General features: G+C 45.8%; 26 protein-coding genes and 1 other annotated feature. Of the genes, 15 read left to right on the top strand and 11 right to left on the bottom strand.

Going from position 1 to position 25032, the window contains the following annotated elements; genetic code table 11:
• The first annotated feature begins 134 nt into the window (after nucleotides 1-134).
• From rfbB to gndA, 12 genes are all read left to right on the top strand, one after another.
• Nucleotides 135-1220, top strand: a complete 1086-nt coding sequence (gene rfbB, locus ACP4QI_RS14405) for a dTDP-glucose 4,6-dehydratase (RefSeq protein ID WP_156264196.1) — start codon at nucleotides 135-137, stop codon at nucleotides 1218-1220.
• Entirely contained in the window at nucleotides 1220-2089 is an 870-nt protein-coding gene (rfbA, locus tag ACP4QI_RS14400) for a glucose-1-phosphate thymidylyltransferase RfbA (protein WP_156264195.1), read from the top strand. The genes rfbB and rfbA overlap by 1 nt, the downstream gene beginning before the upstream one ends.
• Complete coding sequence (locus ACP4QI_RS14395) at nucleotides 2086-2493, top strand: sugar 3,4-ketoisomerase (RefSeq protein ID WP_156264194.1); 408 nt, start codon at nucleotides 2086-2088, stop codon at nucleotides 2491-2493. Before rfbA ends, ACP4QI_RS14395 begins: the two co-directional genes overlap by 4 nt.
• A 76-nt stretch (nucleotides 2494-2569) precedes the next feature.
• A complete protein-coding gene (locus tag ACP4QI_RS14390; RefSeq protein WP_156264193.1) occupies nucleotides 2570-3673 on the top strand; it encodes a DegT/DnrJ/EryC1/StrS family aminotransferase in 1104 nt (367 codons plus the stop codon).
• Nucleotides 3670-4920 (top strand): O-antigen translocase, encoded by a 1251-nt coding sequence (locus ACP4QI_RS14385; protein ID WP_426495268.1) that lies wholly within the window; start codon nucleotides 3670-3672, stop codon nucleotides 4918-4920. The genes ACP4QI_RS14390 and ACP4QI_RS14385 overlap by 4 nt, the downstream gene beginning before the upstream one ends.
• Before the next feature lie 52 nt (nucleotides 4921-4972).
• On the top strand, nucleotides 4973-5470 hold the full coding sequence (locus tag ACP4QI_RS14380; protein ID WP_426495269.1) for an acyltransferase: 498 nt from the start codon (nucleotides 4973-4975) through the stop codon (nucleotides 5468-5470).
• Between the two features lie 13 nt (nucleotides 5471-5483).
• Nucleotides 5484-6413: a glycosyltransferase family 2 protein gene (locus ACP4QI_RS14375; protein ID WP_426495270.1), complete on the top strand. Its 930-nt coding sequence runs from the start codon at nucleotides 5484-5486 to the stop codon at nucleotides 6411-6413.
• A gap of 7 nt (nucleotides 6414-6420) precedes the next feature.
• Nucleotides 6421-7716: a hypothetical protein gene (locus ACP4QI_RS14370; RefSeq protein WP_426495271.1), complete on the top strand. Its 1296-nt coding sequence runs from the start codon at nucleotides 6421-6423 to the stop codon at nucleotides 7714-7716.
• 58 nt (nucleotides 7717-7774) lie between these two features.
• Nucleotides 7775-8857, top strand: a complete 1083-nt coding sequence (locus ACP4QI_RS14365) for a glycosyltransferase (RefSeq protein WP_285130280.1) — start codon at nucleotides 7775-7777, stop codon at nucleotides 8855-8857.
• Nucleotides 8854-9771: an NAD-dependent epimerase/dehydratase family protein gene (locus ACP4QI_RS14360; RefSeq protein ID WP_426495272.1), complete on the top strand. Its 918-nt coding sequence runs from the start codon at nucleotides 8854-8856 to the stop codon at nucleotides 9769-9771. The genes ACP4QI_RS14365 and ACP4QI_RS14360 overlap by 4 nt, the downstream gene beginning before the upstream one ends.
• 28 nt (nucleotides 9772-9799) lie before the next feature.
• On the top strand, nucleotides 9800-10609 hold the full coding sequence (locus ACP4QI_RS14355) for a glycosyltransferase (protein ID WP_426495273.1): 810 nt from the start codon (nucleotides 9800-9802) through the stop codon (nucleotides 10607-10609).
• A 148-nt stretch (nucleotides 10610-10757) separates the two neighbouring features.
• Complete coding sequence (gndA, locus tag ACP4QI_RS14350) at nucleotides 10758-12164, top strand: NADP-dependent phosphogluconate dehydrogenase (protein ID WP_426495274.1); 1407 nt, start codon at nucleotides 10758-10760, stop codon at nucleotides 12162-12164.
• A gap of 316 nt (nucleotides 12165-12480) precedes the next feature.
• On the opposite strand, the gene ACP4QI_RS14345 is transcribed toward gndA, so the two are convergent.
• Nucleotides 12481-12945 carry an acyltransferase gene (locus ACP4QI_RS14345; protein WP_426495275.1) on the bottom strand — a complete coding sequence of 155 codons (465 nt, stop codon included), beginning with the start codon at nucleotides 12943-12945 and terminating at the stop codon, nucleotides 12481-12483.
• Nucleotides 12946-13376: 431 nt separating this feature from the next.
• Between ACP4QI_RS14345 and ugd the strand changes: the two genes are divergently transcribed.
• On the top strand, nucleotides 13377-14543 hold the full coding sequence (gene ugd / locus ACP4QI_RS14340) for a UDP-glucose 6-dehydrogenase (RefSeq protein ID WP_426495276.1): 1167 nt from the start codon (nucleotides 13377-13379) through the stop codon (nucleotides 14541-14543).
• A gap of 46 nt (nucleotides 14544-14589) precedes the next feature.
• On the opposite strand, the gene ACP4QI_RS14335 is transcribed toward ugd, so the two are convergent.
• Nucleotides 14590-15594: an NAD-dependent epimerase gene (locus ACP4QI_RS14335; protein ID WP_426495277.1), complete on the bottom strand. Its 1005-nt coding sequence runs from the start codon at nucleotides 15592-15594 to the stop codon at nucleotides 14590-14592.
• Between the two features lie 194 nt (nucleotides 15595-15788).
• On the opposite strand from ACP4QI_RS14335, the gene wzzB reads away from it, so the two are divergent.
• A complete protein-coding gene (gene wzzB / locus ACP4QI_RS14330) occupies nucleotides 15789-16769 on the top strand; it encodes an LPS O-antigen chain length determinant protein WzzB (RefSeq protein ID WP_426495278.1) in 981 nt (326 codons plus the stop codon).
• A gap of 44 nt (nucleotides 16770-16813) precedes the next feature.
• Here wzzB and hisIE read toward each other — a convergent pair whose 3' ends face one another.
• The 9 genes from hisIE to hisL form a co-directional block, all read right to left on the bottom strand.
• On the bottom strand, nucleotides 16814-17425 hold the full coding sequence (gene hisIE / locus ACP4QI_RS14325; protein WP_231311941.1) for a bifunctional phosphoribosyl-AMP cyclohydrolase/phosphoribosyl-ATP diphosphatase HisIE: 612 nt from the start codon (nucleotides 17423-17425) through the stop codon (nucleotides 16814-16816).
• Entirely contained in the window at nucleotides 17419-18195 is a 777-nt protein-coding gene (gene hisF / locus ACP4QI_RS14320; RefSeq protein WP_285128073.1) for an imidazole glycerol phosphate synthase subunit HisF, read from the bottom strand. The genes hisIE and hisF overlap by 7 nt, the downstream gene beginning before the upstream one ends.
• Nucleotides 18177-18914, bottom strand: a complete 738-nt coding sequence (gene hisA / locus ACP4QI_RS14315) for a 1-(5-phosphoribosyl)-5-[(5-phosphoribosylamino)methylideneamino]imidazole-4-carboxamide isomerase (RefSeq protein WP_130588531.1) — start codon at nucleotides 18912-18914, stop codon at nucleotides 18177-18179. The genes hisF and hisA overlap by 19 nt, the downstream gene beginning before the upstream one ends.
• The gene (gene hisH / locus ACP4QI_RS14310) at nucleotides 18914-19504 is read right to left on the bottom strand and encodes an imidazole glycerol phosphate synthase subunit HisH (RefSeq protein ID WP_156264181.1); all 591 of its coding nucleotides are present in this window, start codon (nucleotides 19502-19504) and stop codon (nucleotides 18914-18916) included. Before hisH ends, hisA begins: the two co-directional genes overlap by 1 nt.
• A complete protein-coding gene (hisB, locus tag ACP4QI_RS14305) occupies nucleotides 19504-20571 on the bottom strand; it encodes a bifunctional histidinol-phosphatase/imidazoleglycerol-phosphate dehydratase HisB (protein ID WP_231311944.1) in 1068 nt (355 codons plus the stop codon). Before hisB ends, hisH begins: the two co-directional genes overlap by 1 nt.
• Nucleotides 20568-21629 (bottom strand): histidinol-phosphate transaminase, encoded by a 1062-nt coding sequence (hisC, locus tag ACP4QI_RS14300; protein ID WP_426495279.1) that lies wholly within the window; start codon nucleotides 21627-21629, stop codon nucleotides 20568-20570. The genes hisB and hisC overlap by 4 nt, the downstream gene beginning before the upstream one ends.
• Complete coding sequence (gene hisD, locus ACP4QI_RS14295) at nucleotides 21626-22930, bottom strand: histidinol dehydrogenase (RefSeq protein ID WP_426495280.1); 1305 nt, start codon at nucleotides 22928-22930, stop codon at nucleotides 21626-21628. Before hisD ends, hisC begins: the two co-directional genes overlap by 4 nt.
• A 5-nt stretch (nucleotides 22931-22935) precedes the next feature.
• The gene (gene hisG / locus ACP4QI_RS14290) at nucleotides 22936-23835 is read right to left on the bottom strand and encodes an ATP phosphoribosyltransferase (protein ID WP_103180189.1); all 900 of its coding nucleotides are present in this window, start codon (nucleotides 23833-23835) and stop codon (nucleotides 22936-22938) included.
• A 45-nt stretch (nucleotides 23836-23880) separates the two neighbouring features.
• Nucleotides 23881-24004: a sequence feature (His leader region), on the bottom strand.
• Nucleotides 23980-24030, bottom strand: a complete 51-nt coding sequence (gene hisL, locus ACP4QI_RS14285) for a his operon leader peptide (RefSeq protein ID WP_001364200.1) — start codon at nucleotides 24028-24030, stop codon at nucleotides 23980-23982. Its footprint overlaps the feature before it by 25 nt.
• 174 nt (nucleotides 24031-24204) lie before the next feature.
• On the opposite strand from hisL, the gene ACP4QI_RS14280 reads away from it, so the two are divergent.
• Nucleotides 24205-25032 (top strand): SDR family oxidoreductase, encoded by an 828-nt coding sequence (locus tag ACP4QI_RS14280; RefSeq protein ID WP_142486349.1) that lies wholly within the window; start codon nucleotides 24205-24207, stop codon nucleotides 25030-25032.

Here is a 25032-nt window from a genome sequence, read left to right as displayed (position 1 = left end):
CTCTATTATGATCACGTTCAGTGCACTGGTAGCTGTTAAGCCAGGGGCGGTAGCGTGTCTGATTTTTGAAAATGCTGTTTGATCTATTTTCAGATTTCAATGTCCTGATGTATTCATTTAACGGAAAATAACGCGTGAAAATACTTGTTACCGGTGGTGCTGGCTTTATCGGCTCTGCAGTTGTACGACATATTATTCAAGATACCCAGGATACAGTGGTCAATGTCGATAAATTGACCTATGCCGGTAACCTGGAATCTCTGGCTGAAGTAAGCAACAGTCAGCGTTACGTTTTTGAACATGCTGATATTTGTGATAAAGCGGCGATGGACCGTATTTTTGCCGAGCATAAGCCTGATGCCGTCATGCATCTGGCGGCGGAGAGTCATGTTGACCGCTCCATTACCGGGCCTGCAGCATTTATTGAAACCAATATCGTCGGCACCTATGTGCTGCTTGAAGCGGCCAGAGCCTATTGGTCAACGCTTGAAGGCGATGCGAAAAAAAACTTCCGCTTCCACCATATTTCCACTGACGAAGTGTATGGGGATCTGCCACACCCGGACGAACATCCTGCCGCTGCAAAATTGCCACTATTTACTGAAGCAACAGCCTATGCACCAAGCAGCCCGTATTCGGCTTCGAAAGCGTCCAGTGATCATCTTGTTCGCGCATGGTTGCGTACTTATGGATTCCCGACCATTGTGACAAACTGTTCTAACAACTACGGGCCGTATCATTTTCCGGAAAAACTAATACCATTAGTTATCCTTAACGCGCTGGAAGGTAAAACTTTACCAATTTATGGTAAAGGCGATCAAATCCGCGACTGGTTGTATGTTGAAGATCATGCACGTGCACTTTATACCGTTGTCACGCAGGGCAAGCCTGGTGAAACCTATAACATTGGGGGTTACAACGAGAAGCAAAATCTGGATGTAGTCCATACTATTTGCGATCTGCTTGATGAGATTGTGCCGAAAGAGGGGTCTTACCGAGATCAAATCTCCTATGTTATCGATCGTCCTGGCCATGACCGCCGTTATGCCATTGATGCAACTAAAATAAATAATGATTTGGGATGGAAACCATTAGAAACGTTTGAGAGTGGAATTCGTAAAACTGTTAATTGGTATTTGGCGAATGAGACGTGGGTCAGCAATGTGAAAAGTGGAGCGTACACCGCGTGGCTGTCCAAACAATATGGAGAGAATAACTAATGAAAGGTATCATACTTGCGGGTGGGTCAGGTACCAGGCTATATCCTATCACTATGGGTGTATCTAAACAGCTGCTTCCCATATACGACAAACCTATGGTGTATTATCCATTATCAGTGCTAATGCTTGCGGGTATAAAAGATATTTTAATTATTACAACCCCAGAAGATCAGGCAGGTTTTATTCGATTGTTAGGTGATGGAACCCAATTTGGAATTAATTTGAACTATGCTATTCAGCCGAGTCCAGATGGATTAGCTCAAGCATTCATTATTGGCGAAAAATTCATTGGTAATGACTCAGTTTGTTTGGTCCTTGGAGATAATATATTCTTTGGGCAAGGTTTTACACCAAAATTACAGATGGCAAGTAGTCGAGCCAGCGGTGCTACCGTTTTTGGCTATCAAGTCATGGATCCAGAACGTTTTGGCGTTGTAGAGTTTGATAATAATTTTAAGGCGTTAAGTATTGAAGAAAAACCTGCGAAACCTAAATCGAATTGGGCTGTGACAGGACTTTACTTTTATGATAATGACGTAATTGATATTTCCAAAAATATCAAACCTTCGGCTAGAGGGGAGTTAGAAATAACGACGGTTAATGAAGTTTACCTGAGTAATAATACCCTTAATGTTGAGTTGTTAGGACGAGGTTTTGCATGGTTGGATACGGGTACTCATGACAGCTTGATTGAAGCTGGCAGTTTCGTTGAAACCGTTCAAAAACGTCAGGGGATGATGGTCGCATGTCCTGAAGAAATTGCATGGCGCAATGGATGGTTGAGTAATGAAGAATTATTAAATATGGGCATGCATTTAAGTAAAAATCATTATGGTCAATACTTAATTAAGTTGGCAAATCATATATGAAAATAGATTTTATTCCGCTCCAGGTACATGGGGACGAGCGTGGCGCATTAGTATCGCTTGAAAGGGAAAGAAATATCCCTTTCGATATTCGAAGAGTATATTATATCTTTGATACTAAACAGGGTGTTACTCGTGGTTTTCACGCTCACCGTAAATTAAAACAAGTTGCAATTGCTGTGAAAGGGAGTTGTCGGTTTATTCTTGATGATGGGAATGAACGAGTAAATGTGATATTGGATAACCCCACGCAAGGTCTACTAATTAACTCCTTTGTTTGGAGAGAAATGACTGATTTCAGCGAAGATTGTGTACTTATGGTCTTAGCTGATATGGAGTATGAAGAATCAGATTATATTAGAGATTATTCTACCTTCAAAATGATTGTACAAGCCCAACAAGGTTAATTGCGACAACACCTTAACTCATTAATAATTGGAATGTTATTCTTTTGGGTTATTATAGCTAAATAATGGTGAAAAAATGGTTGATTTTTTGAATCTGAAAAAGATAAACGAGCGACAAAGAAGTGAATTAATCAGTGCTGTCGAACGAGTGATCGATTCAGGTTGGTATATAATGGGAGCGGAATTACAAGCCTTCGAGCAAGAATTTGCAAAATTCTGTCAGGTTAAATTCTCTCTGGGTGTTGCAAATGGTCTGGATGCACTTACGTTAGTGCTTCGAGCCTGGAAAGAAATGGGTAAATTAAAGGATGGCGATGAAGTTATCGTACAGGCTAATACCTATATTGCTTCCGTTTTAGCTATTACAGAAAATAATCTTGTGCCTGTGCTAGTAGAACCTGATGAGGGAACATTTAATTTAAATATTAATAATGTCCGTGCTGCGATATCTGATAAAACTAAAGTCATTCTGCCAGTGCATTTATATGGCCAGATTTCACCAATGAAAGAAATCATGGCGCTTGCAAAAAAACATGGCTTGTTAGTTCTTGAAGATTGCGCTCAATCACATGGCGCCCAAATTGAAGGCAAACGAGCAGGTAGCTGGGGCGATGCAGCTGGATTTAGTTTTTATCCTGGTAAAAATCTAGGGGCGCTTGGTGATGCTGGTGCCATTACCACTAATGATCAGGAGCTATTTACTGTTGTTAGTGCGTTAAGAAACTATGGATCAGAGAAAAAATATTTAAATATATATCAGGGAGTTAATAGCCGGCTTGATGAAATACAAGCGGCTATGTTACGTGTTAAACTAACAATGCTTGATAATGATATTAAAATCAGGCAAGAAATCGCACAACGTTATCTATCAGAAATTAAAAACCCATTACTTGAATTACCATTTATTGAAAAAATGGAAAATCATGTATGGCATTTATTTGTAGTGAAAACAACTAAGCGAGAAGCATTACAAAACTGGCTCAAGCAACATAATATTCAATCATTAATTCATTATCCTATTCCACCGCATAAACAAAACGCCTATAAAGAGATGAAATCGCTTGTTTTACCTCTTACGGAAAAAATTCATTCACAAGTATTATCGATCCCAATGGATCCGACAATGACCGATGCTGACATAAGTTCAGTTATAAAAGCGTTAAATGGTTTTATGGGATGAGTAAACTCTTAAAAGTTATAGCCTCTACCGGAATTTTAACCTTGGCCAAAATGGCAATGGGATTTGCGATCGCTAAGGTCGTCGCAATTTATACCGGGCCTGCGGGTATGGCTTTACTTGGGCAGATTCAAGGATTTATTACTTCTTTAACAGGGATTATTAACGCACCAGTAAGTAATGGAATCATAAGATATACGTCAGAACAAAAAAAAAATGGCTTCACTGAATGCTCGCCTTGGTGGCGAGCTTCAATACTTTGGGTTTTAACTATTTTCCTGGTTATGCTGCCCTTCTCATTATTGGCATCAAGAAGTATTGCAACTTACTTTTTTGGTGATATTAAGTATTCATGGGTAATTAATTTAGTTGTCTTTTTACTACCCATTTCAGCATTTGGAACGCTTCTCCTTTCAATCATCAATGGGTTACAAAACTTCAGAAGATTCATTATTTTAAACTTTGTCTCAGTGCTAACTTCAAGCATTGTTATGATTTTTTTAATTATCAAGTATAATATTACTGGAGCGATAATTGCGGCCGCCATTCAAACAGCATTGATTGGTGTCATTATTTTACTATCTAATATTGGTCAACAATGGTTAGGGATTAAATATTTTATTGGCACGGTTCACTTTGCTGAGTTCAAAGGCATCGGTAAATATGTACTTATGGCTATGACGAGTGCTTTAGTTATGCCTATATCATTACTTATTGTACGTAATCTATTGGTGCAGTATACCGGATGGCAAGGAACTGGGTTATGGCAAGCTGTCTGGAAAATTTCTGAAGTTTATTTGGGTGTAATAACCATAGCGCTCAGCACCTATTACTTACCTAAATTATCTCAACTATCAGATATAGATAATATATTAAAAGAAATAATATCAACTACTAAAGTTATAATACCAATTATATCCCTAATCGCCGTCACGGTTTTTTTATTCCGTGATTTATTAATTAGTATCTTGTTTACTAATGAGTTTCGTGAGGCAAGGAATCTCTTTGCCATTCAATTAGTTGGGGATGTAATAAAGATTGTAGCTTGGCTATTTGCATTCCCTATGTTGTCGCGAGGTGCTGTTAAGTGGTATTTATTAACCGAACTCTTTTTTGGTGTGGTTTTTATTTCACTTTCATTCATTCTTATTCCTATTTTCATGTTGCACGGTGCCAATTACGCCTATCTTCTTAGTTATATAATTTATGGTGTTATTGTTATAACAAAAATTAGAACTTTCGCAGCATAGGACTTTTAAATTGAACTATCTTAGTAAACTTTATTATACGGTGTTGAGTATTATGTACCTCGTGATTATCAATATTAGTACACGAGGTTCAATTAAATTTAAATCCCCCAAGCTCGGAAAAGGATTAAGTGTTTCAGTATACGGCCGAGCAAAGATTGAAATTGAAAATTTAGTTTCAAGAAATAATTTAAATCTGCTGGTAAGTCAAGGTTGCTTGTCTTTTCAGAAAGGTTGCTTCGTAAATAATAATTGCTCTTTTAATTGCCTTAATAAAATTGAAATTGGAGAAAATACAATTTTTGGTGAAAGTGTGAAAGTATATGATCATGATCATCTAATCAATGATGGATATTTTGTTAGCAAAAACGAATTTGTTACTTGCCCTGTTAGTATAGGTTCCAACTGTTGGATTGGTTCTAACGTCGTAATATTAAAAGGAGTAAGTATAGCGGATAATGTCATTATTGGTGCCAACTCTCTAGTAAATAAATCTATATCCTCTTCAGGCATCTATGTTAGTAAAAACGGCGTACTAACAAAAATTAAGTAAATATAAGGTTTACATGTCAGAAATGGAAATGTTAATAACTGTTGTCGTAATCTCTTATAATTCTGGGAATACTATTGCTGAAACATTACATAGCATTCTTGAACAGACTTATGATAAGAAAAATATTGAAGTAATTATCTCTGATGATGGTTCTCAAGACGATACATTGCTTGTTGCGCAAGAATGGAAAAAACAAAATCAAGCTTTTTTCAAAGAAATCATCATTATATCGCATAAAAAAAATAAAGGGGTTGCGGCTAATTGCAATCAAGGATGGCGGCTAGCGAGTGGAAAGTGGATTAAAACTATTGCCGCGGATGATCTACTATTGCCAGACTGTTTAAAACATAATGCGTGCTTTGTTTCAAATAATCCAGGAGCAAAGATTGTTTTCTCTGATATGATTCCCTTCACTGGCAATGTATATCAAGCACCGATTGTGCATGATAAAAATAAAATATTATGCAACCAGCAACAACAATTTAATAATATACTCTCAGAATGTTATCTGCTTGCACCTACAGCTTTTATCAACAATGAGGTTCTGAAAGAGGTTGGGTATGCTGATGAATCCTATCCGATGATTGAGGATTACCCCCTATGGTTCAAATGTCTTAGTAATGGTTATTTGCTTTCATATCTTGAAGAGACTACTGTACTTTATCGAAAAGGTGACTCTCTATCACAGCAAGGTACGCGAATTGGAAATGCCTCTTACCTTGAGTCTTTTTATAATTTCCAAAAAGAAAAAATATGGCCTAAATTACCATTAAGCAAAATTTTAAAAAAATGGGACGATTATTTGCTTTTTAAACAAAGAATACTTTGGATTCGTTTCTTTGGTAATAAGGTGACATTACCATATCTCATATTGCAAAAATCATTATTTCTAATTAGACCATACCGTTTATATTCATTCGCAAAAAAATTAATGAACAAATAGAGACAAGATGATGGCTATAAATGCATTAATAATATTAATATTTGCGATTGTAACTATATTGGCAAATGTGCGTTTGAGAATGTTTAGTTTCAAACCAACGGTGTTAGGGGCCATTTTTTTACTGGCTTTGTTTGTGCAGATTGTACCGGGTACAATTTTAGTTGCATTTTACAATTATCCAATGTCATTTGGCGTTGATACTGTTATCACAGCAGAAAGCAAAATTGAAACATTCCGTTATACTATAATCTCAATTTCAGTTTTATTATTCATCATTTTTGTATTTTCTTATATTTGCCGTTTTGATGTTGATCTTGAGAAACTGGAAACACATCATATTCGCGCCAAATTGCTGACGTTTTTTTCATTTGCAGTAATTGCTATCAAAATCCTATCGGTTGGAAATATTCCATTCCTGATGGCACTAAGAGGTGACTTTGACGGAGCTGCTTTGGCTAAAGCACAAATACTCAGAAACGAAGTAGGCTTCGGTGGTTTGTTTATTGGTTATATTTTTGTCTACTTCCCATACATTTCAATGGTTTATGCTTATTGCCATAAAAAGCGATACCAGTTTGGTAATTTCATATTCAGAGTTAACTTACTACTCATAACCATATATAGTATTTATGATATGCAAAAGTCAAAGTTTGTAGTTGTGCTTTTCATGTTATTTATACTTTATTTAAAGTTTTCCAAACGCGTCAACTATGTGCTTGTCACTATAATTCCTGCAGTTAGTATTGTGCTTCTCTGTGCTTTCTTTATGTTGTTACATAATATTCCGTTAGGAGAGGTTTTTGATTCTGTTTTAGCAAGGCTATTTATCGGTCAAACTGAAGGTTCTTTCATGATATATCAGGCATTGAAACCTGATATTTCTCGTATCGCATATGGTATGCCTCTGGGGGGCCTTTTTGGTATATATGCAGTGGATCCTGCAGCGGAAATAATTACAATATTCTTTCCAACTGCTGGTGACGCATGGATTAACTCTAACAGTTACTTCCAGGCGCATGCATGGTCAATATTTGGAGATATTTCGCTATTGCTCGGACCTTTAATTGTCAGTCTGAATATTATTGGTCTATACTTCTTAAAAGAGATGTTCAGTAAAATTGATAGGGCATATGCAAGTTGTGTTTATATTGTTTCCATTTTGACATTACCCATTGTAAATGATTTTTCGTATTTCTTGTTCTTTAAATCTTGGTTCTGCATGCTTGTACTGATGCTATTTTATATTATTACTTCTAAAATGATTGAGTTGAGCATTAAGGTAAGAACAAATACTATATCTTAATTGCTCATTATGTTTCTTCCTCACTAATCAACCTACTATTGATTAACTTTTGAAAACTATGATGAAAGTACTGCATATTGTTGGGAATAAGATTGAATCTTCAAATGGCATTGGACGGCTATTACCTGAGATGATTGTGATGCAGAATAATTACAGTTCAGACATGGAGTCTTCGCTTTACTGTATCAATGACACCTACGAAAATGCATCCTTCGAGGTCATCAATTATAATGAAATGAATGATAGCCTCATCGATAATTTCGACATATTTATTTTTCATGGCCTTTACTTTTACCGTTATATCACATTTGCAAAAAAGATTCGCTCAAGAAATAAACCTTATCTCATAAAACCTCACTCTAGCTTAATAACTCACGCTCAGAAAAAATCCTTAATTAAGAAATATTTAGCGAATCTATTATTTTTCAAGGGATTTGTGAAACATGCAAACGCTGTAATATTTACAAATGAAGATGAGGCTAAAAATTCTGTACAATGGAATGACAATATTTTGTATGAAGGTAACGGCTTGCAAAGTATCCAAACAAAAGAGGTGAGACTCAGGAAAAAAAATTCACCATATAAATTTGTATATCTTTCTCGCATAGATTTTTCACATAAAGGAACGGATATCCTTTTAGATGCTTTGATGTTGTTGAAAGAAAGCAATAAAATCGATAATCTTGATCTTGCAATATATGGAAAGGGTTCTCCAGAGGAAGAAAATGAATTAGTGAGACGCATCAATCAATTGAATTTCAAAGATGTATCGTTTAAAGGACCAATATTTGGTCAGCAAAAAAATGATATGTTTTATGAGAAAGATATTTTTATATTAACTTCTCGATACGAAGGTTTCCCGATGGCTATTCTTGAGGCATTAGACTCAGGTTTACCATGTCTGGTTACGCAAGGCGTTAATATGACGAGTATTATTAATAATCATCATGTTGGCTGGGAGTGTCAAACTACTCCACAAAGTGTTGCTGAACTAATTCTCTATGTAATGAACATAGACGAAGAAGTTCTGAATAATATGACTACAAAATCACGGGAGTATATTATTAATCAACATGATTGGTCTGCACTCGTTAAATATTCAGAATCTATTTATGCTGATGTGTATAAGAGGGTTGTGTGAAAAAGAAAATTCTAATTTTAGGAGGTGCTGGTTTTATTGGGGTAAACCTAATTGAACATTTCTTAAACAAAAATTATGATGTAGTTGTATATGGTAGAACACTACCTTTAGGATTTGAAGGTAAGATAATATTTATTGAGGCCGGATTATCTGATGTTTCTGAAAAAAAAGATTATCTTCGAAACCTTAAAATCGACTCGGCAATTTACTTAATTAATACCTTTCCCGTAAATTCAAATGTTTCTGATTATCAATTCTTATTAGAACAGAATAAAAATCTTATTAATAACATTTTTGATGTCGTTGAACGTTTCATCTTTATCTCTTCAGGTGGCCGGGTTTACAAAAGTAGCAATCGCCCTCATCATGAAAATGAAAAGCTTACAGCGATTTGTGATTATGGGAAAAGCAAAATTGCATTAGAGCAATTTGTTTCGTCTTGCGCTAATCATAAAAATAAAAAACACCTTATTATAAGACCTTCTAATCCTTATGGTCCTCACCAGAAACTTACTGGAAACCAAGGGTTGATAGCTGTATTAATTGGTCGGATATTAACTGGGGAACCTATTGAGGTATGGGGAAGTGGGCTTGAAGTAAGAGATTATATTTATATTAAAGACTTTGTTGGGATATTTTATAGCTTATATTGCATTGAAACACCTAAATATAATGTCTATAACATAGGCTCATGTGCTGGCGAGTCGACATTATCTATTTTAGATGCGGTTCGTCTCCAATTGCCTAAGCATGAAATACAAATCAAGTATATTGCGAATGATCAAATAATAAAATCAAATATACTTTGTAACAAGCGTGTTCTTGATGAAATAGGTAACTTTACTTATACAAATCTTAGCTCTGGAATTGCGCAATTTATAGAATGGTTGCATGCTACACCGCATAATAAATGACGTTGAGAATTCTCTTTCAGGATTGGCCATGAAAATTAGTGTATTACTATCTTTATATATTAAAGAATCGCCAGAATTCCTAAATATCTGCCTGACAAGTTTGCATGAGCAAACTCTTGCGCCAGATGAAATAGTGATTGTTTTCGATGGGCCTGTCACGCCTGAGTTGAATGATTGTGTAGTTAAGTGGTCCCACAAATTACCTATCATTATTATTCGATTAGACAATAATGTAGGACTTGGTGAAGCACTTAACATCGGACTTAAATCATGTAGCCATAACCTTGTATTCAGGATGGATACTGATGATGTATGTCACAAAGATCGTTTTTTAAAACAACTGTCCTATTTTGAACATAACCCTACAGTAGGGCTTTTAAGCTCTTCTGTTGGAGAGTTTAAAGAAACTCTTGATGATGTTTATGCATTTCGTAGATTGCCACTAACGCATAATGAAATCATTCGCTATGCTAAAAAAAGAAATCCTTTCAATCACATGGCTGTAGCTTTCAAAAAAGATTTGGTTTTACTTGCGGGGGGCTATAAACGTGAATATTTATACGAGGATTATGCTTTATGGGTAAGAATGATTCAGAATGGCGTGATTACTGCAAATCTACCTGATGTATTGGTTTATGCCAGAACAGGTAATGGTATGGCAGCAAGGCGTTCAGGAATTAAGTATGCCAAATCAGAATATACAGCACAAGTAAATTTCTACAAGACAGGGCATTTGACTTTAATTGAATTGGTCAGGAATCTTTCAATTAGATTACCGTTAAGGCTTATTCCCGTACGACTATTATCAATTCTATACTCAACCATTTTACGTAAGTAAGTTATATTTACACTTTTCGGAAAATGCTCTTAACCAATTAAAATCATAATAAATATTTATTCTAAGACACCTATCCGCTAAGATACAGTGTACATTAATATACTTAGCGCACATAATTGCTGAGAAACACACCTGACAGGAGTAAGTAATGTCCAAACAACAGATCGGCGTCGTCGGTATGGCAGTGATGGGGCGCAACCTGGCGCTGAACATTGAAAGCCGTGGTTATACCGTCTCCGTTTTCAACCGCTCCCGTGATAAAACCGAAGAAGTGATTGCCGAGAATTCAGGGAAAAAACTGGTTCCTTTCTATACGGTTCAGGAGTTCGTTGAATCTCTGGAAACGCCTCGTCGTATCCTGTTAATGGTGAAAGCAGGCGCTGGCACAGATGCGGCCATCGACTCCTTGAAACCGTATCTGGAAAAAGGCGATATCATTATCGATGGCGGTAACACCTTCTTCCATGACACCATTCGTCGTAACCGTGAACTTTCTGCAGAAGGCTTCAACTTCATAGGTACCGGTGTATCCGGCGGTGAAGAGGGCGCGCTAAAGGGCCCGTCCATCATGCCTGGCGGTCAGAAGGATGCCTATGAGCTGGTCGCTCCAATCCTGACCAAAATCGCTGCGGTTGCTGAAGACGGTGAACCGTGCGTAACCTATATCGGTCCGGATGGAGCAGGTCACTATGTGAAGATGGTTCACAACGGTATCGAATACGGAGACATGCAGCTGATCGCTGAAGCCTATTCTCTGCTAAAGGGCGGCCTGAACCTCTCCAATGAACAGCTGGCGCAAACCTTCACCGACTGGAACAACGGCGAGCTGAGCAGCTACCTGATCGACATCACCAAAGATATCTTCACTAAGAAAGATGAAGAGGGTAAATACCTGGTCGATGTGATTCTGGATGAAGCGGCGAACAAAGGTACCGGTAAATGGACCAGCCAGAGTTCACTGGATCTGGGCGAGCCACTGTCACTGATCACCGAATCGGTCTTTGCACGTTACATCTCTTCTCTGAAAGAGCAGCGTGTTGCAGCATCTAAAGTGCTGACCGGTCCACAGGCGAAGCTGGCAGGTGATAAAGCAGAATTTATCGAGAAAGTCCGTCGCGCACTGTACTTGGGTAAAATCGTCTCCTATGCGCAGGGCTTCTCTCAGCTGCGTGCCGCGTCTGATGAGAACAACTGGGATCTGAACTACGGTGAAATCGCGAAGATTTTCCGTGCCGGTTGCATCATCCGTGCGCAGTTCCTGCAGAAAATTACCGATGCGTACGCTGAAAATGCGAACATTGCTAACCTGCTGCTGGCTCCATACTTCAAGCAGATTGCTGATGATTACCAGCAGGCGCTGCGTGACGTTGTGGCTTATGCGGTACAGAACGGTATTCCGGTGCCAACCTTCTCTGCTGCAGTCGCTTATTACGACAGCTATCGTGCTGCTGTTCTGCCTGCAAACCTGATTCAGGCGCAGCGCGACTACTTCGGTGCACATACCTATAAACGTACCGATAAAGAAGGCGTGTTCCATACCGAGTGGCTGGAATAATTTTTTAACTCTCCTGGCAGCACGTAAATCTTGTTGCGATGAGTAGTTAATATTTTAAAGCTGATTAGTTCAACCTAAAAGGCTTTAGAGCCTGAGTTCGTTAATTTGCGGACTCAGGCTTTTTTGTTTAAAGATTTGTGATTATTTTCTAACGCGCTTAATCTAAAACATTAAGGAAGCTATCTGCTATAACAAATGAAATAGTATGAAGCAATGGTAAAACAATTTTTGGCTTACTATCTATCACATTAATTACTTTGCCTCTCGGCATAAAGTAAATGAAATTTAATGCGAGTGCGAGGCTAATGTAGATATATTATTCACCCATAATAGAGCGAATAATTTTAGCCGGATTACCTGCAACAATAACATTGTCAGGGATATCTTTTGTTACAACAGACCCGGCTCCAACGATACTATTGTAGCCTATTGTTATTCCTGGCAAGATTGTTGCGTTCGCGCCAACTGATGCACCTTTTTTTATAAGAGTCTTTGGATATTCAGCTGAATAATGTTTGGAACGTGGGTACATATCATTGGTAAATGCAGCGCAAGGACCAATAAATACATTATCCTCTAATGTAATTCCATCCCATAAATATACACCTGATTTTATTGTTACATTATTGCCAATGAGTACTTTATTTTCTATAAGTGTATGTGCACAAATATTGCAGTTCTCACCAATTACAGCATTTTCAAATATCACTGCATATTGCCAAACAGTCGTACCAGAACCAATGTTCTTCGATTTTACATCACTTAATGGATGAATTTGCATTTTATTCCTGATGAGTTTGATGAATTATTTTTACATTTTAGCAAAAAATAAATTTGGTGAAAAGTGCATTTAAAAACGTAGCTCTATGCGTGAAAGAAGTAGCATTCCCTTATCACAATATTCTGAAATGAAGGAACTGGTTAAACTACCGTTTTTCACCTCAAGTTAGCTGGATTAATCTGATTTAACTCAGTCATGTAGCAATACCTGGTTAAGCTCAGCTGGGTTTTTTATCTATACAATCCCCGTGTTGCCTAACCTGGTTTACCCGAAGGGCTATAATGCAGCATAAACCACTGCAATCGTCCCATTCTGCAGCCAGCCATTCGCCTTGACATCAACTCAGCATACGAGGTACAAACCCCAAAAGTTGCTCATTGCGGTGGGGCGGCAGTCGTCCCCGGACACTTAATCTCAAAGAAGTTAAATCAATGAAAATAACAATCTCAGGAACAGGTTATGTGGGTCTCTCTAACGGGATCCTGATTGCACAGCACCATGAAGTGGTGGCTCTGGATATCGTGCAGGCCAAGGTTGATATGCTTAACCAGAAGATCTCGCCGATTGTGGATAAAGAAATCCAGGATTATCTGACCAATAAACCGCTAAATTTCCGCGCAACCACCGACAAAGTTGACGCCTATAGCGGTGCGGATTATGTGATCATTGCGACGCCAACCGACTACGATCCAAAAACAAACTATTTCAACACTTCAAGCGTAGAGGCGGTGATCAAGGACGTGACGGCAATTAACCCGAATGCCGTGATGATCATCAAATCGACCATTCCTGTCGGCTTTACCCAATCGATTAAAGAAGAGCTGGGCATCGATAATGTCATTTTCTCACCGGAGTTTCTGCGTGAGGGCAGGGCATTGTACGATAACCTGCACCCGTCACGAATCGTCATTGGTGAACGCTCAGAGCGTGCGGAACGTTTTGCTGCTCTGCTGCAGGAAGGCGCCATTAAAAAAGACATCAATGTCCTGTTTACCGATGCGACAGAAGCTGAAGCTATCAAACTCTTTGCCAATACTTATCTGGCAATGCGTGTCGCCTACTTTAACGAGCTGGACAGCTACGCTGAGAGCCTGGGGTTGAACACCCGTCAAATCATCGAGGGCGTCTGCCTTGATCCGCGTATTGGCAACCACTATAACAACCCTTCCTTTGGTTACGGTGGCTACTGTTTGCCGAAAGATACCAAGCAGCTGCTGGCCAACTACCAGTCCGTACCGAACAACATAATCTCTGCGATTGTAGATGCTAACCGCACGCGTAAGGACTTCATCTCCGACTCTATCCTGGCACGACAGCCCAAAGTCGTGGGCGTGTACCGTCTGATTATGAAGAGCGGGTCGGATAACTTCCGTGCTTCATCCATTCAGGGGATCATGAAGCGTATTAAGGCGAAGGGCGTTCAGGTCATCATTTATGAACCGGTAATGAAAGAAGATGAATTTTTCCATTCACGTGTGGTTCGCGATCTGGATGCCTTCAAGAAAGAAGCGGACGTGATCATCTCCAACCGGATGGCGGAAGAGCTGTCTGACGTGGCGGATAAGGTCTATACCCGCGATCTTTTTGGCAGTGACTGATTGCTCTGTAGCATGAAAAAGCCCGGCGTAATCGCCGGGCTTTTTTTTAGACTTTGTAAAATTCGCGATACCAGTCAACGAAGTTCTTCACGCCTTCTTTAACCGAGGTCTGCGGCTTAAACCCGATAACCTCATACAGTGCCGTGGTATCCGCGCTGGTCTCCAGTACATCACCTGGCTGAATCGGCATCAGGTTTTTGTCCGCTTCAATGCCTAACGCCTCTTCCAGCGCCGTGATGTAATCCATCAGTTCGACAGGCGAGCTGTTACCGATGTTATAGACACGATAAGGGGCGGAACTGGTGGCCGGGGAGCCTGATTCAACGGTCCACTCGCTGTCAGCCTGTGGGATCACATCCTGCAGGCGAACAATCGCTTCGGCAATATCATCGATATAGGTAAAGTCGCGCTTCATCTTACCGAAGTTATAAACGTCAATGCTTTTTCCTTCCACCATGGCTTTGGTGAATTTAAACAGCGCCATGTCGGGACGGCCCCAGGGGCCATATACGGTAAAGAAGCGCAGGCCGGTCGTTGGCAGTCCATACAGATGCGAGTAGGTGTGCGACATCAGTTCGTTAGCTTTTTTAGTCGCGGCATACAGCGATACCGGATGATCAACGGAATCGTCGGTAGAGAAAGGCATCTTACGGTTTAGTCCGTAAACGGAGCTTGAAGATGCATAAAGCAAGTGTTGCACTTTATTATGACGACAGCCTTCCAGCACGTTCAGATGACCTACCAGATTTGCTTCGGCATAGGCATGTGGGTTGTCCAGGGAATAACGTACGCCCGCCTGAGCGGCGAGATGGATCACGCGATCAAATTTTTCCGCAGCGAAGAGAGCAGCCATACCTTCTCGATCTGCCAGATCAAGCTTATGGAAAGTAAAGTTCGCGGATGTTAGCAGATCAAGACGCGCCTGCTTCAGGCTCACATCGTAATAGTCATTGAGGTTGTCGATACCCACAACCTGATGCCCGGCATTCAGGAGCCGTTTGCTGACATAAGCGCCGATAAAACCCGCTGCGCCAGTGACCAGAAATTTCATAACTGTCCTCATCTGTTACTTACCATGCCCGGTGCGTTAAATACCGGATTTAAGGTATGATAACGCGATGCGCAGGGTTCCCAAACATCATATTTTCGATATGGCTAATCGGATTCCTATAGAAAATCCGTCAACAATCGATAAACTATATCTGAAACTTTATTATTTGCGCTTTTTGGCCTTCTAAGGATTATATGACGCAGAACAACAATAACGTGGTCACGCGAAGCAGTGACCCTGAGCAGATTGATTTGATTGATCTTTTGGTACAGCTGTGGCGTGGGAAATGGTTAATCGCTGCGTTTGTCGTTATCGCTCTAGTGGTTGCCGGTGCATACCTGGCTTTTGCCAAAGAGAAGTGGACATCTACCGCGATTATCGCTCAACCTGATGCAGCTCAAATAGGCAGTTACAGCAACGCGCTAAATATCCTTTATGGTAGTAATGCGCCGAAATTAACCGAAATTCAAGAAAGCGTAATCACGCGCTATAACGCCTCTTTCTCTGCGCTTTCCCAGACGCTGGAAAACAAGACTGACGCAGAAAAGCTGACTATCGAGCCTGCAGTAAGAGGTCAGGATTTCCCTTTAAGTATCAAATATGTAAGTGGCTCGGCAGAAGCGGCTCAAAAGCAGATGGCGCAATATATTCAGCAGGTAGATGAGCTGATTCAGAAAGAGCTTCAAGTTGATCTTAACGATAACATTAAGCAGCAGATCATCAGCTTGAAGGATGTGCTGAGTAACCAGGAAACCATCGCTCAGGAGCAAAAAGATCTGCGGATCAAACAGATCACGGAAGCATTGAAATATGCTGAGGCAGCAAACGTTACAACCCCAAAAATTCAGCAGACACAAGATGTTACGCAAGAATCAATGTTTCTGTTAGGTACCGAAGCGTTGCAATCCATGATTGCTCATGAATCTTCACGTCCGCTGACGCTGTCCGACAGCTACTATCAAAACAAACAGAAACTGCTCGATATTCAGAAACTGAAAATCGATCCGACCACCATCCATGCGTATCGTTACGTAATGAAGCCAGATCTGCCGATTCGCCGTGACAGCCCGAAACGTTCAATCGTACTGATCCTCGCGGTACTGTTGGGTGGGATTATTGGCTCTGGCGTCGTCTTAGGTCGTAACGCTCTGCGCAACTACCAGACCAGAGCCTGATACAGGCCTGCAAGCTGAAAAAAAACCGGGTTTCCCCGGTTTTTTTATTTGTGTCGCTGACGCAGATTCTCAATTACGGCGGTCAAATCTAACTCCTGATCCTGCAGCAGCACCAGCAGGTGATACATCAGGTCAGAGGCTTCATTCGTCAGCTCAGCCCGGTCGTTAACGGTCGCGGCCAGGGCTGTCTCTACGCCTTCTTCGCCCACTTTCTGCGCAATGCGCTTGGTGCCGCTGGCATAGAGCTTCGCAGTGTAGGAGCTTTGCGGGTCGGCAGTTTTACGCTCGGCCAGCAGTTGTTCCAGCTGATACAGGAACAGCCACTGGTGGCTGGCATCGCCAAAGCAGCTGCTGGTGCCCAGATGGCAGGTCGGTCCGATTGGGTTCACCAGTACCAGCAAGGTATCGTTATCGCAGTCCGGGGTGATGCTGACCACGTTCAGAAAATGGCCGGAGGTTTCGCCCTTGGTCCACAGACGCTGCTTAGTGCGCGAGAAAAAGGTCACTTTACCGCTGTCGATGGTCTTCGCCAGCGCGTCCTGATTCATATAACCCAGCATCAGCACTTCACCGGATACTGCGTGCTGCACGACCACCGGCATTAAGCCGTCAGTTTTTTCCCAGTCCAGCTGCGCACGTTGTTGCTCTGTTAACATACCCTGATCTCCACGCCCTGATTTGCCAGGTACGTTTTTAACTCACCAATATTAATAATCTGCTTGTGGAACACCGAGGCCGCCAGCGCGCCGTCAACGTCGGCATCGCGGAAGGCTTCAAGGAAGTGCTCCATCGTACCCGCGCCGCCAGAGGCGATCAGCGGCACATGGCATACCTCGCGCACTTTTTTCAGCTGCGCCAGATCATAGCCGTTACGTACGCCGTCCTGGTTCATCATGTTCAGCACGATCTCACCCGCGCCGCGCTTCTGCACTTCCTGCACCCAGTCCAGCGTCTCCCACTGGGTGACGCGGGTACGGCTTTCATCGCCGGTATACTGATTGACGTGATATTTGCCGGTGGCGTCGTCAAACCAGGTATCAATCCCGACCACGATACACTGTACGCCAAAACGATCGGCCAGACGGGTGATGAGCTCAGGATCGGCCAGGGCAGGGGAGTTAATGGAAATTTTGTCGGCGCCGAAGGAGAGGATCTTTGACGCGTCGTCTGCCGATTTAATCCCACCCGCTACGCAGAAAGGAATATCAATCACTTCCGCAACGCGCGCGACCCAGCTTTTATCCACCACACGGCCATCGCTTGAGGCGGTGATATCGTAGAAGACCAGCTCATCCGCACCTTCCTCCGCATAGCGTTTTGCCAGGGGAACGATATCGCCGATAATCTCGTGGTTGCGAAACTGCACACCTTTTACGACCTGACCATCACGCACGTCGAGACAAGGAATTATCCGTTTTGCCAGCATTGAATCGCCTCCTTAACCGTAAATTTTTCTTCCAGCAGGGCGCGCCCAACGATGACCCCACGTACACCAGTCCCGCGCAGGGCGGCAATATCGTTCAAATCACCAATGCCGCCGGATGACTGAAACGCCACCTGAGGATAACGGGCACAGACCTCTTCATACAGCGACACGTTAGAACCGGCCAGCGTGCCGTCGCGGGAGATATCAGTGCACAAAACATGCTTCAGACCCACCGGCAGATAGCGCTCCACCAGCGCTTCCAGGGTCACGCCGGAGTTCTCCTGCCAGCCGCTGACCGCGACCTGTTTGTTACCCTGTTCGTCGATACGCACGTCCAGCGCCAGCACCAGCGCGTCGGCGCCAAAGCGCCTGAACCAGCCCTGTACCGTCTCAGGATCTTTTACCGCCGTAGAGCCCACCACCACGCGCGCCACGCCGGCTTCCAGCAGCGCCGCTACGTCCTCTTCGGTGCGCACGCCGCCGCCAACCTGGACCGGAACGTTCACGCCCGCGACCAGTTTTTTCAGCAGTGGGATCTGGCGTTTGGCCGGATCTTTCGCGCCGGTCAGGTCAACCAGGTGCAGCACCTCGGCTCCCTGCGCGGCATAGTCCTGCAGACGCGGCAGCGGATCGTTGCCGTAGTCGCGTTGCTGACCGTAATCGCCCTGGTGCAGACGAACAACCGTGCCGTCAATTAAATCTAAAGCGGGAATAATCATTACATCTCCAGGAAGTTTTTCAGCAACTGCGCGCCAGCGGCCCCGGAACGCTCCGGGTGAAACTGCACGCCGTAGAAATTGTCTTTCTGCACGGCGGCGGTGAAGGGCTCGCCGTAATGGCACTGGGCGATGGTATTCGCGTTTACCGGCATCGCGTAGCTGTGCACGAAATAGAAATACGCTCCGTCCTCAATACCGCGGAACAGTCGATCGCCCGCTTTGGGATAGACCTGGTTCCAGCCCATGTGCGGCAGCGGCAGGCCGTGGTCGGTCATTTTCGGCACGTCCTCGTCGATGATGCCCAGCAGATCCACGCCGTTGGACTCTTCACTGCGACGCCCCAGCAGCTGCATGCCCAGACAGATACCCAGCACCGGCTGGGTACAGGCTTTAATTAGATCCACCAGCTCACGCTGGTGGATCTGATCCATCGCCGCCTGCGCCGTACCGACGCCCGGTAAAAAGAGTTTGCTTGCGTGCAGCACCACATCCGGATCGCGGCTGACCAGCGGGTCGTAACCGTGGCGGGCAATCGCGGATTTCACCGAATTGAGGTTGGCGCAGCCGGTATCGAGGATCACCACGTTCATTACAGCACTCCTTTCGACGACGGCAGGGTATCGCCTTCCACGCGAATGGCCTGGCGCAGGGTGCGGCCGAAGGCCTTAAACAGGCTCTCCACGCGGTGGTGATCGTTCTTACCTTTGGTTTTCAGGTGCAGCGTCAGGCCCATGGTGTAGGAGAGGGAGCGGAAAAAGTGCTCAACCATCTCGGTGCTCAGGTCGCCCACGCGCTGATAGGTAAAGTCGGCTTTATATTCCAGGTGCGGGCGGCCGGAGATATCCAGCGCACAGCGAGCCAGGCACTCATCCATCGGCAGTACAAAGCCAAAACGGCTGATGCCGCGCTTGTCACCCAGCGCCAGCTTCAGCGCTTCGCCCAGCGCCAGGCCGGTATCTTCCACGGTGTGGTGATCGTCAATGTAGAGATCGCCCTTAACGCCGATCTCCATGCGGAAGCCCCCGTGGGTGGCGATCTGATCCAGCATATGATCGAAGAAGCCCACGCCGGTGTGGATCTTGCTGCCGCCTTCGCGATCCAGCCACACCTTGACGTCAATCTGCGTCTCTTTGGTATTGCGCTCCACGTGGGAGTAGCGGTCCCGTTTGGTCAGCTGATCGCCAATCATCGCCCAGTTCAGACCCTCACGCTGATAGCGCAGGCCGGTGATGCCCATGTTGGTCGCCAGCTCGATATCCGTGGCGCGATCGCCGATGACATAGCTGTTGGCTTTATCCAGCGCCGTGTCTGCCAGGTACTGCTCAACCAGCTTCACTTTCGGCTTACGGCAGTCGCAGTTGTCGGCAGGCAGATGCGGACAAATCAACACCTCATCAAACACCACGCCCTGAGAGGTGAGGATCTGCATCATCAGGTCGTGCGGGCCGTCAAAATCAGCCTGCGGGAAGCTATCTGTGCCGAGGCCGTCCTGATTAGTGATCATCACCAGCTTAAAACCGGCTTTCTGCAGTTTCAGCAGCACCGGAATAACGTCGGCTTCAAAGGCCAGCTTGTCGAAACGATCGACCTGATAATCACTGGGTGGTTCCGAAATGATAGTGCCGTCACGATCGATAAAGAGGTACTTCTGGCTCATACTTTCTCCGCATTCAGGGCGTCGATAACGCGCTGGCTCTCTTCCCGGGTGCCCACGGTAATGCGTAAGCAGCCACTCAAAGAGGGTTGTTTGTTCTGGTCTCGTAAGATAATGCCCTGATCCCATAAAGATTTAAACACTGCACTCGAGGCGGTAAAACGCGCCAGAATATAGTTGGTTTCCGAGTCGAAAACCTGCTCCACGCAGGGGATAGTTTTTAACTGGCTGACAAGATACGTACGCTCGTCGACGATCTGCGCCACACGACGCCGCATGGCGGTGATGCCGTCTGGCGACAGCGCCTGGGCGGCGATATCCGCTACCGGCGTCGAGAGCGGATAAGGCGCAATCACCTTCATCAGCAGATCAATCACCTCTTTATTCGCCAGCGTAAAACCGCAGCGCAGCCCGGCAAGAGCAAAGGCTTTTGACAGGGTACGCAGGATCACCAGGTGCGGATACTCCGCCAGCCAGCCGGCAAGCGTCGCCTGCGGGCAAAACTCAATATAGGCTTCGTCGGCCACCACCAGGGCTTTATCCCGGGTCATCTCCAGCAGCGTGCGGATATCCTGGGGGTTAATCAGCTGGCCGGTAGGGTTGTTCGGGCTGCAGACAAACACCACCTTCACGCCATCGAGATTGTCGGCAATGCCCTGTAAATCGAGCTGCCAGTTTTCCAGAGCAGGCACTTTACGCAGCTCAACGTTAAAGGTTTCGGCGCTGACGCTGTACATCCCGTAGGTCGGCGGGCAGTAGAGCACCGCGTCTTTACCCGGCTCGCAGAAGGCGCGGATCAGAAGTTCGATGCCTTCGTCAGCGCCGCGGCTGACCAGCACCTGCTCCGGTTGTACCCCGGCATAGGCGGCATAGTTTTCAATTACCGCTTTCGGCTGACACTCCGGATAGCGGTTCAGCGTCTGCTGGGTCAGCTCGAAGCTGACGGCAGTGGGGAATTCATTGGCGTTCAGCCAGACATCGCCATTACCACCCAGACGGCGGGCAGACTGATATGGGGTCAGGGCGCGAACGTTGTCGCGGGCTAACTCTTCAATACTCATGCTTGCTCCTTCAGGGCGGCAACGCGCAGCGTCACGGCATTTTTGTGGGCGGTCAGACGTTCGGCGGCGGCCAGCGTTTCGATGGTAGAGGCCAGTGAGGCAAAGCCCTCGCGGGAAAGCTCCTGCACGGTCATGCGCTTCTGGAAATCCGCCAGTCCCAGGCTGGAACAGGTGGCGGTATAGCCGTAGGTCGGCAGCACGTGGTTGGTTCCGGAGGCGTAATCGCCTGCGGATTCCGGGGACCAGTCACCAAGGAACACCGAACCGGCGCTGGTGATGCTGTCCACCAGCTCACGGGCGTTGCGGGTCTGAATGATCAGGTGCTCAGGGCCGTAGAGGTTGGAGATAGCGATGCACTGGGCCAGATCCCGGGCCACGATCAGGCGGCTGGCGGAGAGCGCCTGGCGGGCGGTTTCTGCACGCGGCAGATCGGCCAGCTGACGTTCAACCGCTTCGCCCACGCGTTTTGCCATACCGGCATCCGGCGTCAGCAGGATCACCTGCGAGTCCGGGCCGTGCTCTGCCTGGGAGAGCAAATCGGAGGCCACGAAATCAGGCGTCGCGCCGCTGTCGGCGATGACCAGCACTTCCGACGGGCCGGCCGGCATATCGATGGCCGCGCCGTCCAGCCGCTGGCTGACCTGACGCTTGGCTTCGGTCACAAAGGCGTTGCCCGGCCCGAAGATTTTATCCACCCGCGGCACAGATTCGGTGCCCAGCGCCAGCGCCGCGATAGCCTGCGCCCCGCCGACGTTGAAAATCTCCTGCACGCCGCACAGTTGCGCGGCATACAGAATTTCATCGGCAATCGGCGGCGGAGAGCAGAGCACCACTTTGCGACAGCCGGCGATACGGGCAGGCGTCGCCAGCATCAATACGGTTGAGAAGAGGGGGGCGGAGCCACCCGGAATATACAAGCCCACCGAGTCGACCGGACGAGTTACCTGCTGACAGCGCACGCCGGGCAGGGTTTCCACATCGACGGTTTGCAGCTTCTGCGCGGTGTGGAAGGTATCAATGTTCTGCACCGCGACGGCCATCGCCTGCTTTAACTCATCGCTGAGACGCGCGGCGGCTTCGGCAATCGTCTGCTCGCTCACCTTCAGCGCGCCGACCTCGGTTTTGTCGAATTTCGCGCTGTACTCCCGCAGGGCATCGTCGCCACGGGTTTTCACATTTTCCAGAATTTCCGCCACGGTGCGGGTAATGCTTTCCGACGCAGAGATGGCCGGGCGCATCAGCAATTCACGCTGCTGTTCTGCGCTATAGGTGTTCCAGTCGATAACGGTGTTAAAGGTCATGGTTGTTACTCCATCATCTTCTCAATCGGCAACACCAGGATTGAGCTGGCGCCCAGCGCTTTCAGTTTTTCCATGGTTTCCCAGAACAGGGTTTCGCTGCTGACCATATGCATCGCCACGCGCTGCTGATCCCCTGCCAGCGGCAGAATGGTTGGGCGTTCAGCGCCCGGCAACAGGGCAATGACTTCATCCAGACGCTCGGTCGGGGCGTGCATCATGATGTATTTCGATTCGCGGGCCTGGATCACCCCCTGAATACGGGTCAGCAGGCGGTCAATCAGCTGCTGTTTGGCTTCCGGCATCTCGCCGTCGCGCTGGATCAGGCAGGCTTTGGAGCGGTAGATCACTTCCACTTCGCGCAGGCCGTTGGCTTCCAGGGTGGCGCCAGTGGAGACCAGGTCACAAATCGCGTCAGCCAGGCCGGCACGCGGGGCCACTTCGACAGAGCCGTTCAGCAGACAGGATTTGAACTGCACCCCTTTCTGATCGAGGTAACGCTTCAGCAGGTGAGGGTAGGAAGTCGCGATACGCTTGCCGTTCAGGGAAGCCGGACCGTCCCAGGGTTCGTCTGCCGCGGTCGCCAGCGACAGGCGGCAGCCGCCAAAGTCCAGGCGACGCAGGGTAAAGTAGCGCGGGTCTTCTCCCTGCGCGCGGCGGGTCAGGAGCTCTTCTTCCAGCACGTTTTCGCCAATAATGCCCAGATCCACTACGCCGTCCATGACCAGGCCCGGAATGTCGTCGTCACGCACGCGCAGAATATCAATCGGCATGTTCTCTGCCAGCGCAATCAGACGCTGAGTGTGCAGGTTAATTTTAATGCCGCAGCGGGCCAGCAGTTCGCGGGAATCGTCGCTAAGACGACCTGATTTCTGCATAGCTATGCGTAAACGTGAATTATCTAACATTGTCGGTTCCTCGTGATCCTGTTGTAACTTGCCTGAATACGGTCCAAAAAAAAGCCCCCGGAAGATGATCTTCCGGGGGCTTTTTCTTGCGTTCATGCACCGCTGGAAGATCTAACTGTCTTCCAGCACACATCGCCTGAAAGACTAGTCAGGATGATGGTGATGATGGTGGTGTTTAAATTGAACGCGTGTCATAAAATTCTCGATGAATGCTTATTCATGTGATGTCGTTTAACCTAAACCACTTGCGCTACATAAAGCAAGGGCTTTTTTTAATCATTAAATGATTTCATATTGGTGCTATCAATTGTCAGTTGCGTATGGCTGGCGTAGCCTTAAAGCAGAGGCGTAAACGTCAGGAGAAAACGCATGAAAAAGGTCGCAATTGTCGGTCTGGGATGGCTTGGAATGCCGCTGGCCATGTCGCTACTGGCGCGGGGCTGGGAGGTCACCGGCAGTAAAACCACAGCGGATGGGGTCGAAGCGGCGCGAATGTGCGGCATCGAAAGCGTTGAATTGCGCCTGGAGCCAGAGCTGGTGTGCAACACCGACGATCTGGATACGCTGATGAGTGATGTGGATGCGCTGGTGATCACGCTGCCGGCGCGTCGCACCGGGCCGGGGGAGTCTTATTATCTGCAGGCAGTCCAGGAAATTGTCGACAGCGCCCTGGCGTACCATATTCCCCGCATTATTTTCACCAGCTCCACGTCGGTATATGGCGATGTGGAAGGCGCGGTGAAAGAGAATATGCCGCGCCAGCCGGTGACGGCCAGCGGACGGGTATTAAAAGAGCTGGAAGACTGGCTGCATAATTTACCCGGCACCCAGGTGGATATATTACGCCTGGCGGGGCTGGTGGGGCCCGGTCGTCACCCCGGTCGTTTTTTTGCCGGAAAATCAGCGCCTGATGGACAACATGGCGTCAATCTGGTGCATCTTGAAGACGTGATCGGCGCAATTACCCTGCTATTACAGGCCCCGAAGGGCGGGCACATCTATAATATATGTGCGCCCTCTCATCCAACACGCAGTACATTTTATCCGGTGATGTCGCGTCAGCTCGGCCTGGCACCGCCGCACTTCCACGATGCCCCCGGAGAGGGGAAGGGCAAATTGATTGATGGGAACCGCATCTGTCATGAACTGGGATTTGAGTATCTCTTTCCCGATCCGCTGGTTATGCCTATGGAGTAA

Source organism: Leclercia sp. TB492 (assembly GCF_049974505.2).
GTDB lineage: Bacteria > Pseudomonadota > Gammaproteobacteria > Enterobacterales > Enterobacteriaceae > Enterobacter > Enterobacter adecarboxylatus_C.
Note: the sequence above shows the minus strand (reverse complement) of the source record. Positions and strands in the feature narration are given on the sequence as shown.

What these genes read in the sequence shown, in the direction of transcription:
- rfbA (WP_156264195.1), top strand. Translation starts at nt 1,220, where the DNA reads ATGAAAGGTATCATACTTGCGGGTGGGTCAGGTACCAGGCTATATCCT.
- ACP4QI_RS14395 (WP_156264194.1), top strand. Translation starts at nt 2,086, where the DNA reads ATGAAAATAGATTTTATTCCGCTCCAGGTACATGGGGACGAGCGTGGC.
- ACP4QI_RS14390 (WP_156264193.1), top strand. Translation starts at nt 2,570, where the DNA reads ATGGTTGATTTTTTGAATCTGAAAAAGATAAACGAGCGACAAAGAAGT.
- ACP4QI_RS14385 (WP_426495268.1), top strand. Translation starts at nt 3,670, where the DNA reads ATGAGTAAACTCTTAAAAGTTATAGCCTCTACCGGAATTTTAACCTTG.
- ACP4QI_RS14380 (WP_426495269.1), top strand. Translation starts at nt 4,973, where the DNA reads ATGTACCTCGTGATTATCAATATTAGTACACGAGGTTCAATTAAATTT.
- ACP4QI_RS14375 (WP_426495270.1), top strand. Translation starts at nt 5,484, where the DNA reads ATGTCAGAAATGGAAATGTTAATAACTGTTGTCGTAATCTCTTATAAT.
- ACP4QI_RS14370 (WP_426495271.1), top strand. Translation starts at nt 6,421, where the DNA reads ATGATGGCTATAAATGCATTAATAATATTAATATTTGCGATTGTAACT.
- ACP4QI_RS14365 (WP_285130280.1), top strand. Translation starts at nt 7,775, where the DNA reads ATGATGAAAGTACTGCATATTGTTGGGAATAAGATTGAATCTTCAAAT.
- ACP4QI_RS14355 (WP_426495273.1), top strand. Translation starts at nt 9,800, where the DNA reads ATGAAAATTAGTGTATTACTATCTTTATATATTAAAGAATCGCCAGAA.
- gndA (WP_426495274.1), top strand. Translation starts at nt 10,758, where the DNA reads ATGTCCAAACAACAGATCGGCGTCGTCGGTATGGCAGTGATGGGGCGC.
- ACP4QI_RS14345 (WP_426495275.1), bottom strand. Translation starts at nt 12,945, where the DNA reads ATGCAAATTCATCCATTAAGTGATGTAAAATCGAAGAACATTGGTTCT.
- ugd (WP_426495276.1), top strand. Translation starts at nt 13,377, where the DNA reads ATGAAAATAACAATCTCAGGAACAGGTTATGTGGGTCTCTCTAACGGG.
- ACP4QI_RS14335 (WP_426495277.1), bottom strand. Translation starts at nt 15,594, where the DNA reads ATGAAATTTCTGGTCACTGGCGCAGCGGGTTTTATCGGCGCTTATGTC.
- wzzB (WP_426495278.1), top strand. Translation starts at nt 15,789, where the DNA reads ATGACGCAGAACAACAATAACGTGGTCACGCGAAGCAGTGACCCTGAG.
- hisIE (WP_231311941.1), bottom strand. Translation starts at nt 17,425, where the DNA reads ATGTTAACAGAGCAACAACGTGCGCAGCTGGACTGGGAAAAAACTGAC.
- hisF (WP_285128073.1), bottom strand. Translation starts at nt 18,195, where the DNA reads ATGCTGGCAAAACGGATAATTCCTTGTCTCGACGTGCGTGATGGTCAG.
- hisA (WP_130588531.1), bottom strand. Translation starts at nt 18,914, where the DNA reads ATGATTATTCCCGCTTTAGATTTAATTGACGGCACGGTTGTTCGTCTG.
- hisH (WP_156264181.1), bottom strand. Translation starts at nt 19,504, where the DNA reads ATGAACGTGGTGATCCTCGATACCGGCTGCGCCAACCTCAATTCGGTG.
- hisB (WP_231311944.1), bottom strand. Translation starts at nt 20,571, where the DNA reads ATGAGCCAGAAGTACCTCTTTATCGATCGTGACGGCACTATCATTTCG.
- hisC (WP_426495279.1), bottom strand. Translation starts at nt 21,629, where the DNA reads ATGAGTATTGAAGAGTTAGCCCGCGACAACGTTCGCGCCCTGACCCCA.
- hisD (WP_426495280.1), bottom strand. Translation starts at nt 22,930, where the DNA reads ATGACCTTTAACACCGTTATCGACTGGAACACCTATAGCGCAGAACAG.
- hisG (WP_103180189.1), bottom strand. Translation starts at nt 23,835, where the DNA reads ATGTTAGATAATTCACGTTTACGCATAGCTATGCAGAAATCAGGTCGT.
- ACP4QI_RS14280 (WP_142486349.1), top strand. Translation starts at nt 24,205, where the DNA reads ATGAAAAAGGTCGCAATTGTCGGTCTGGGATGGCTTGGAATGCCGCTG.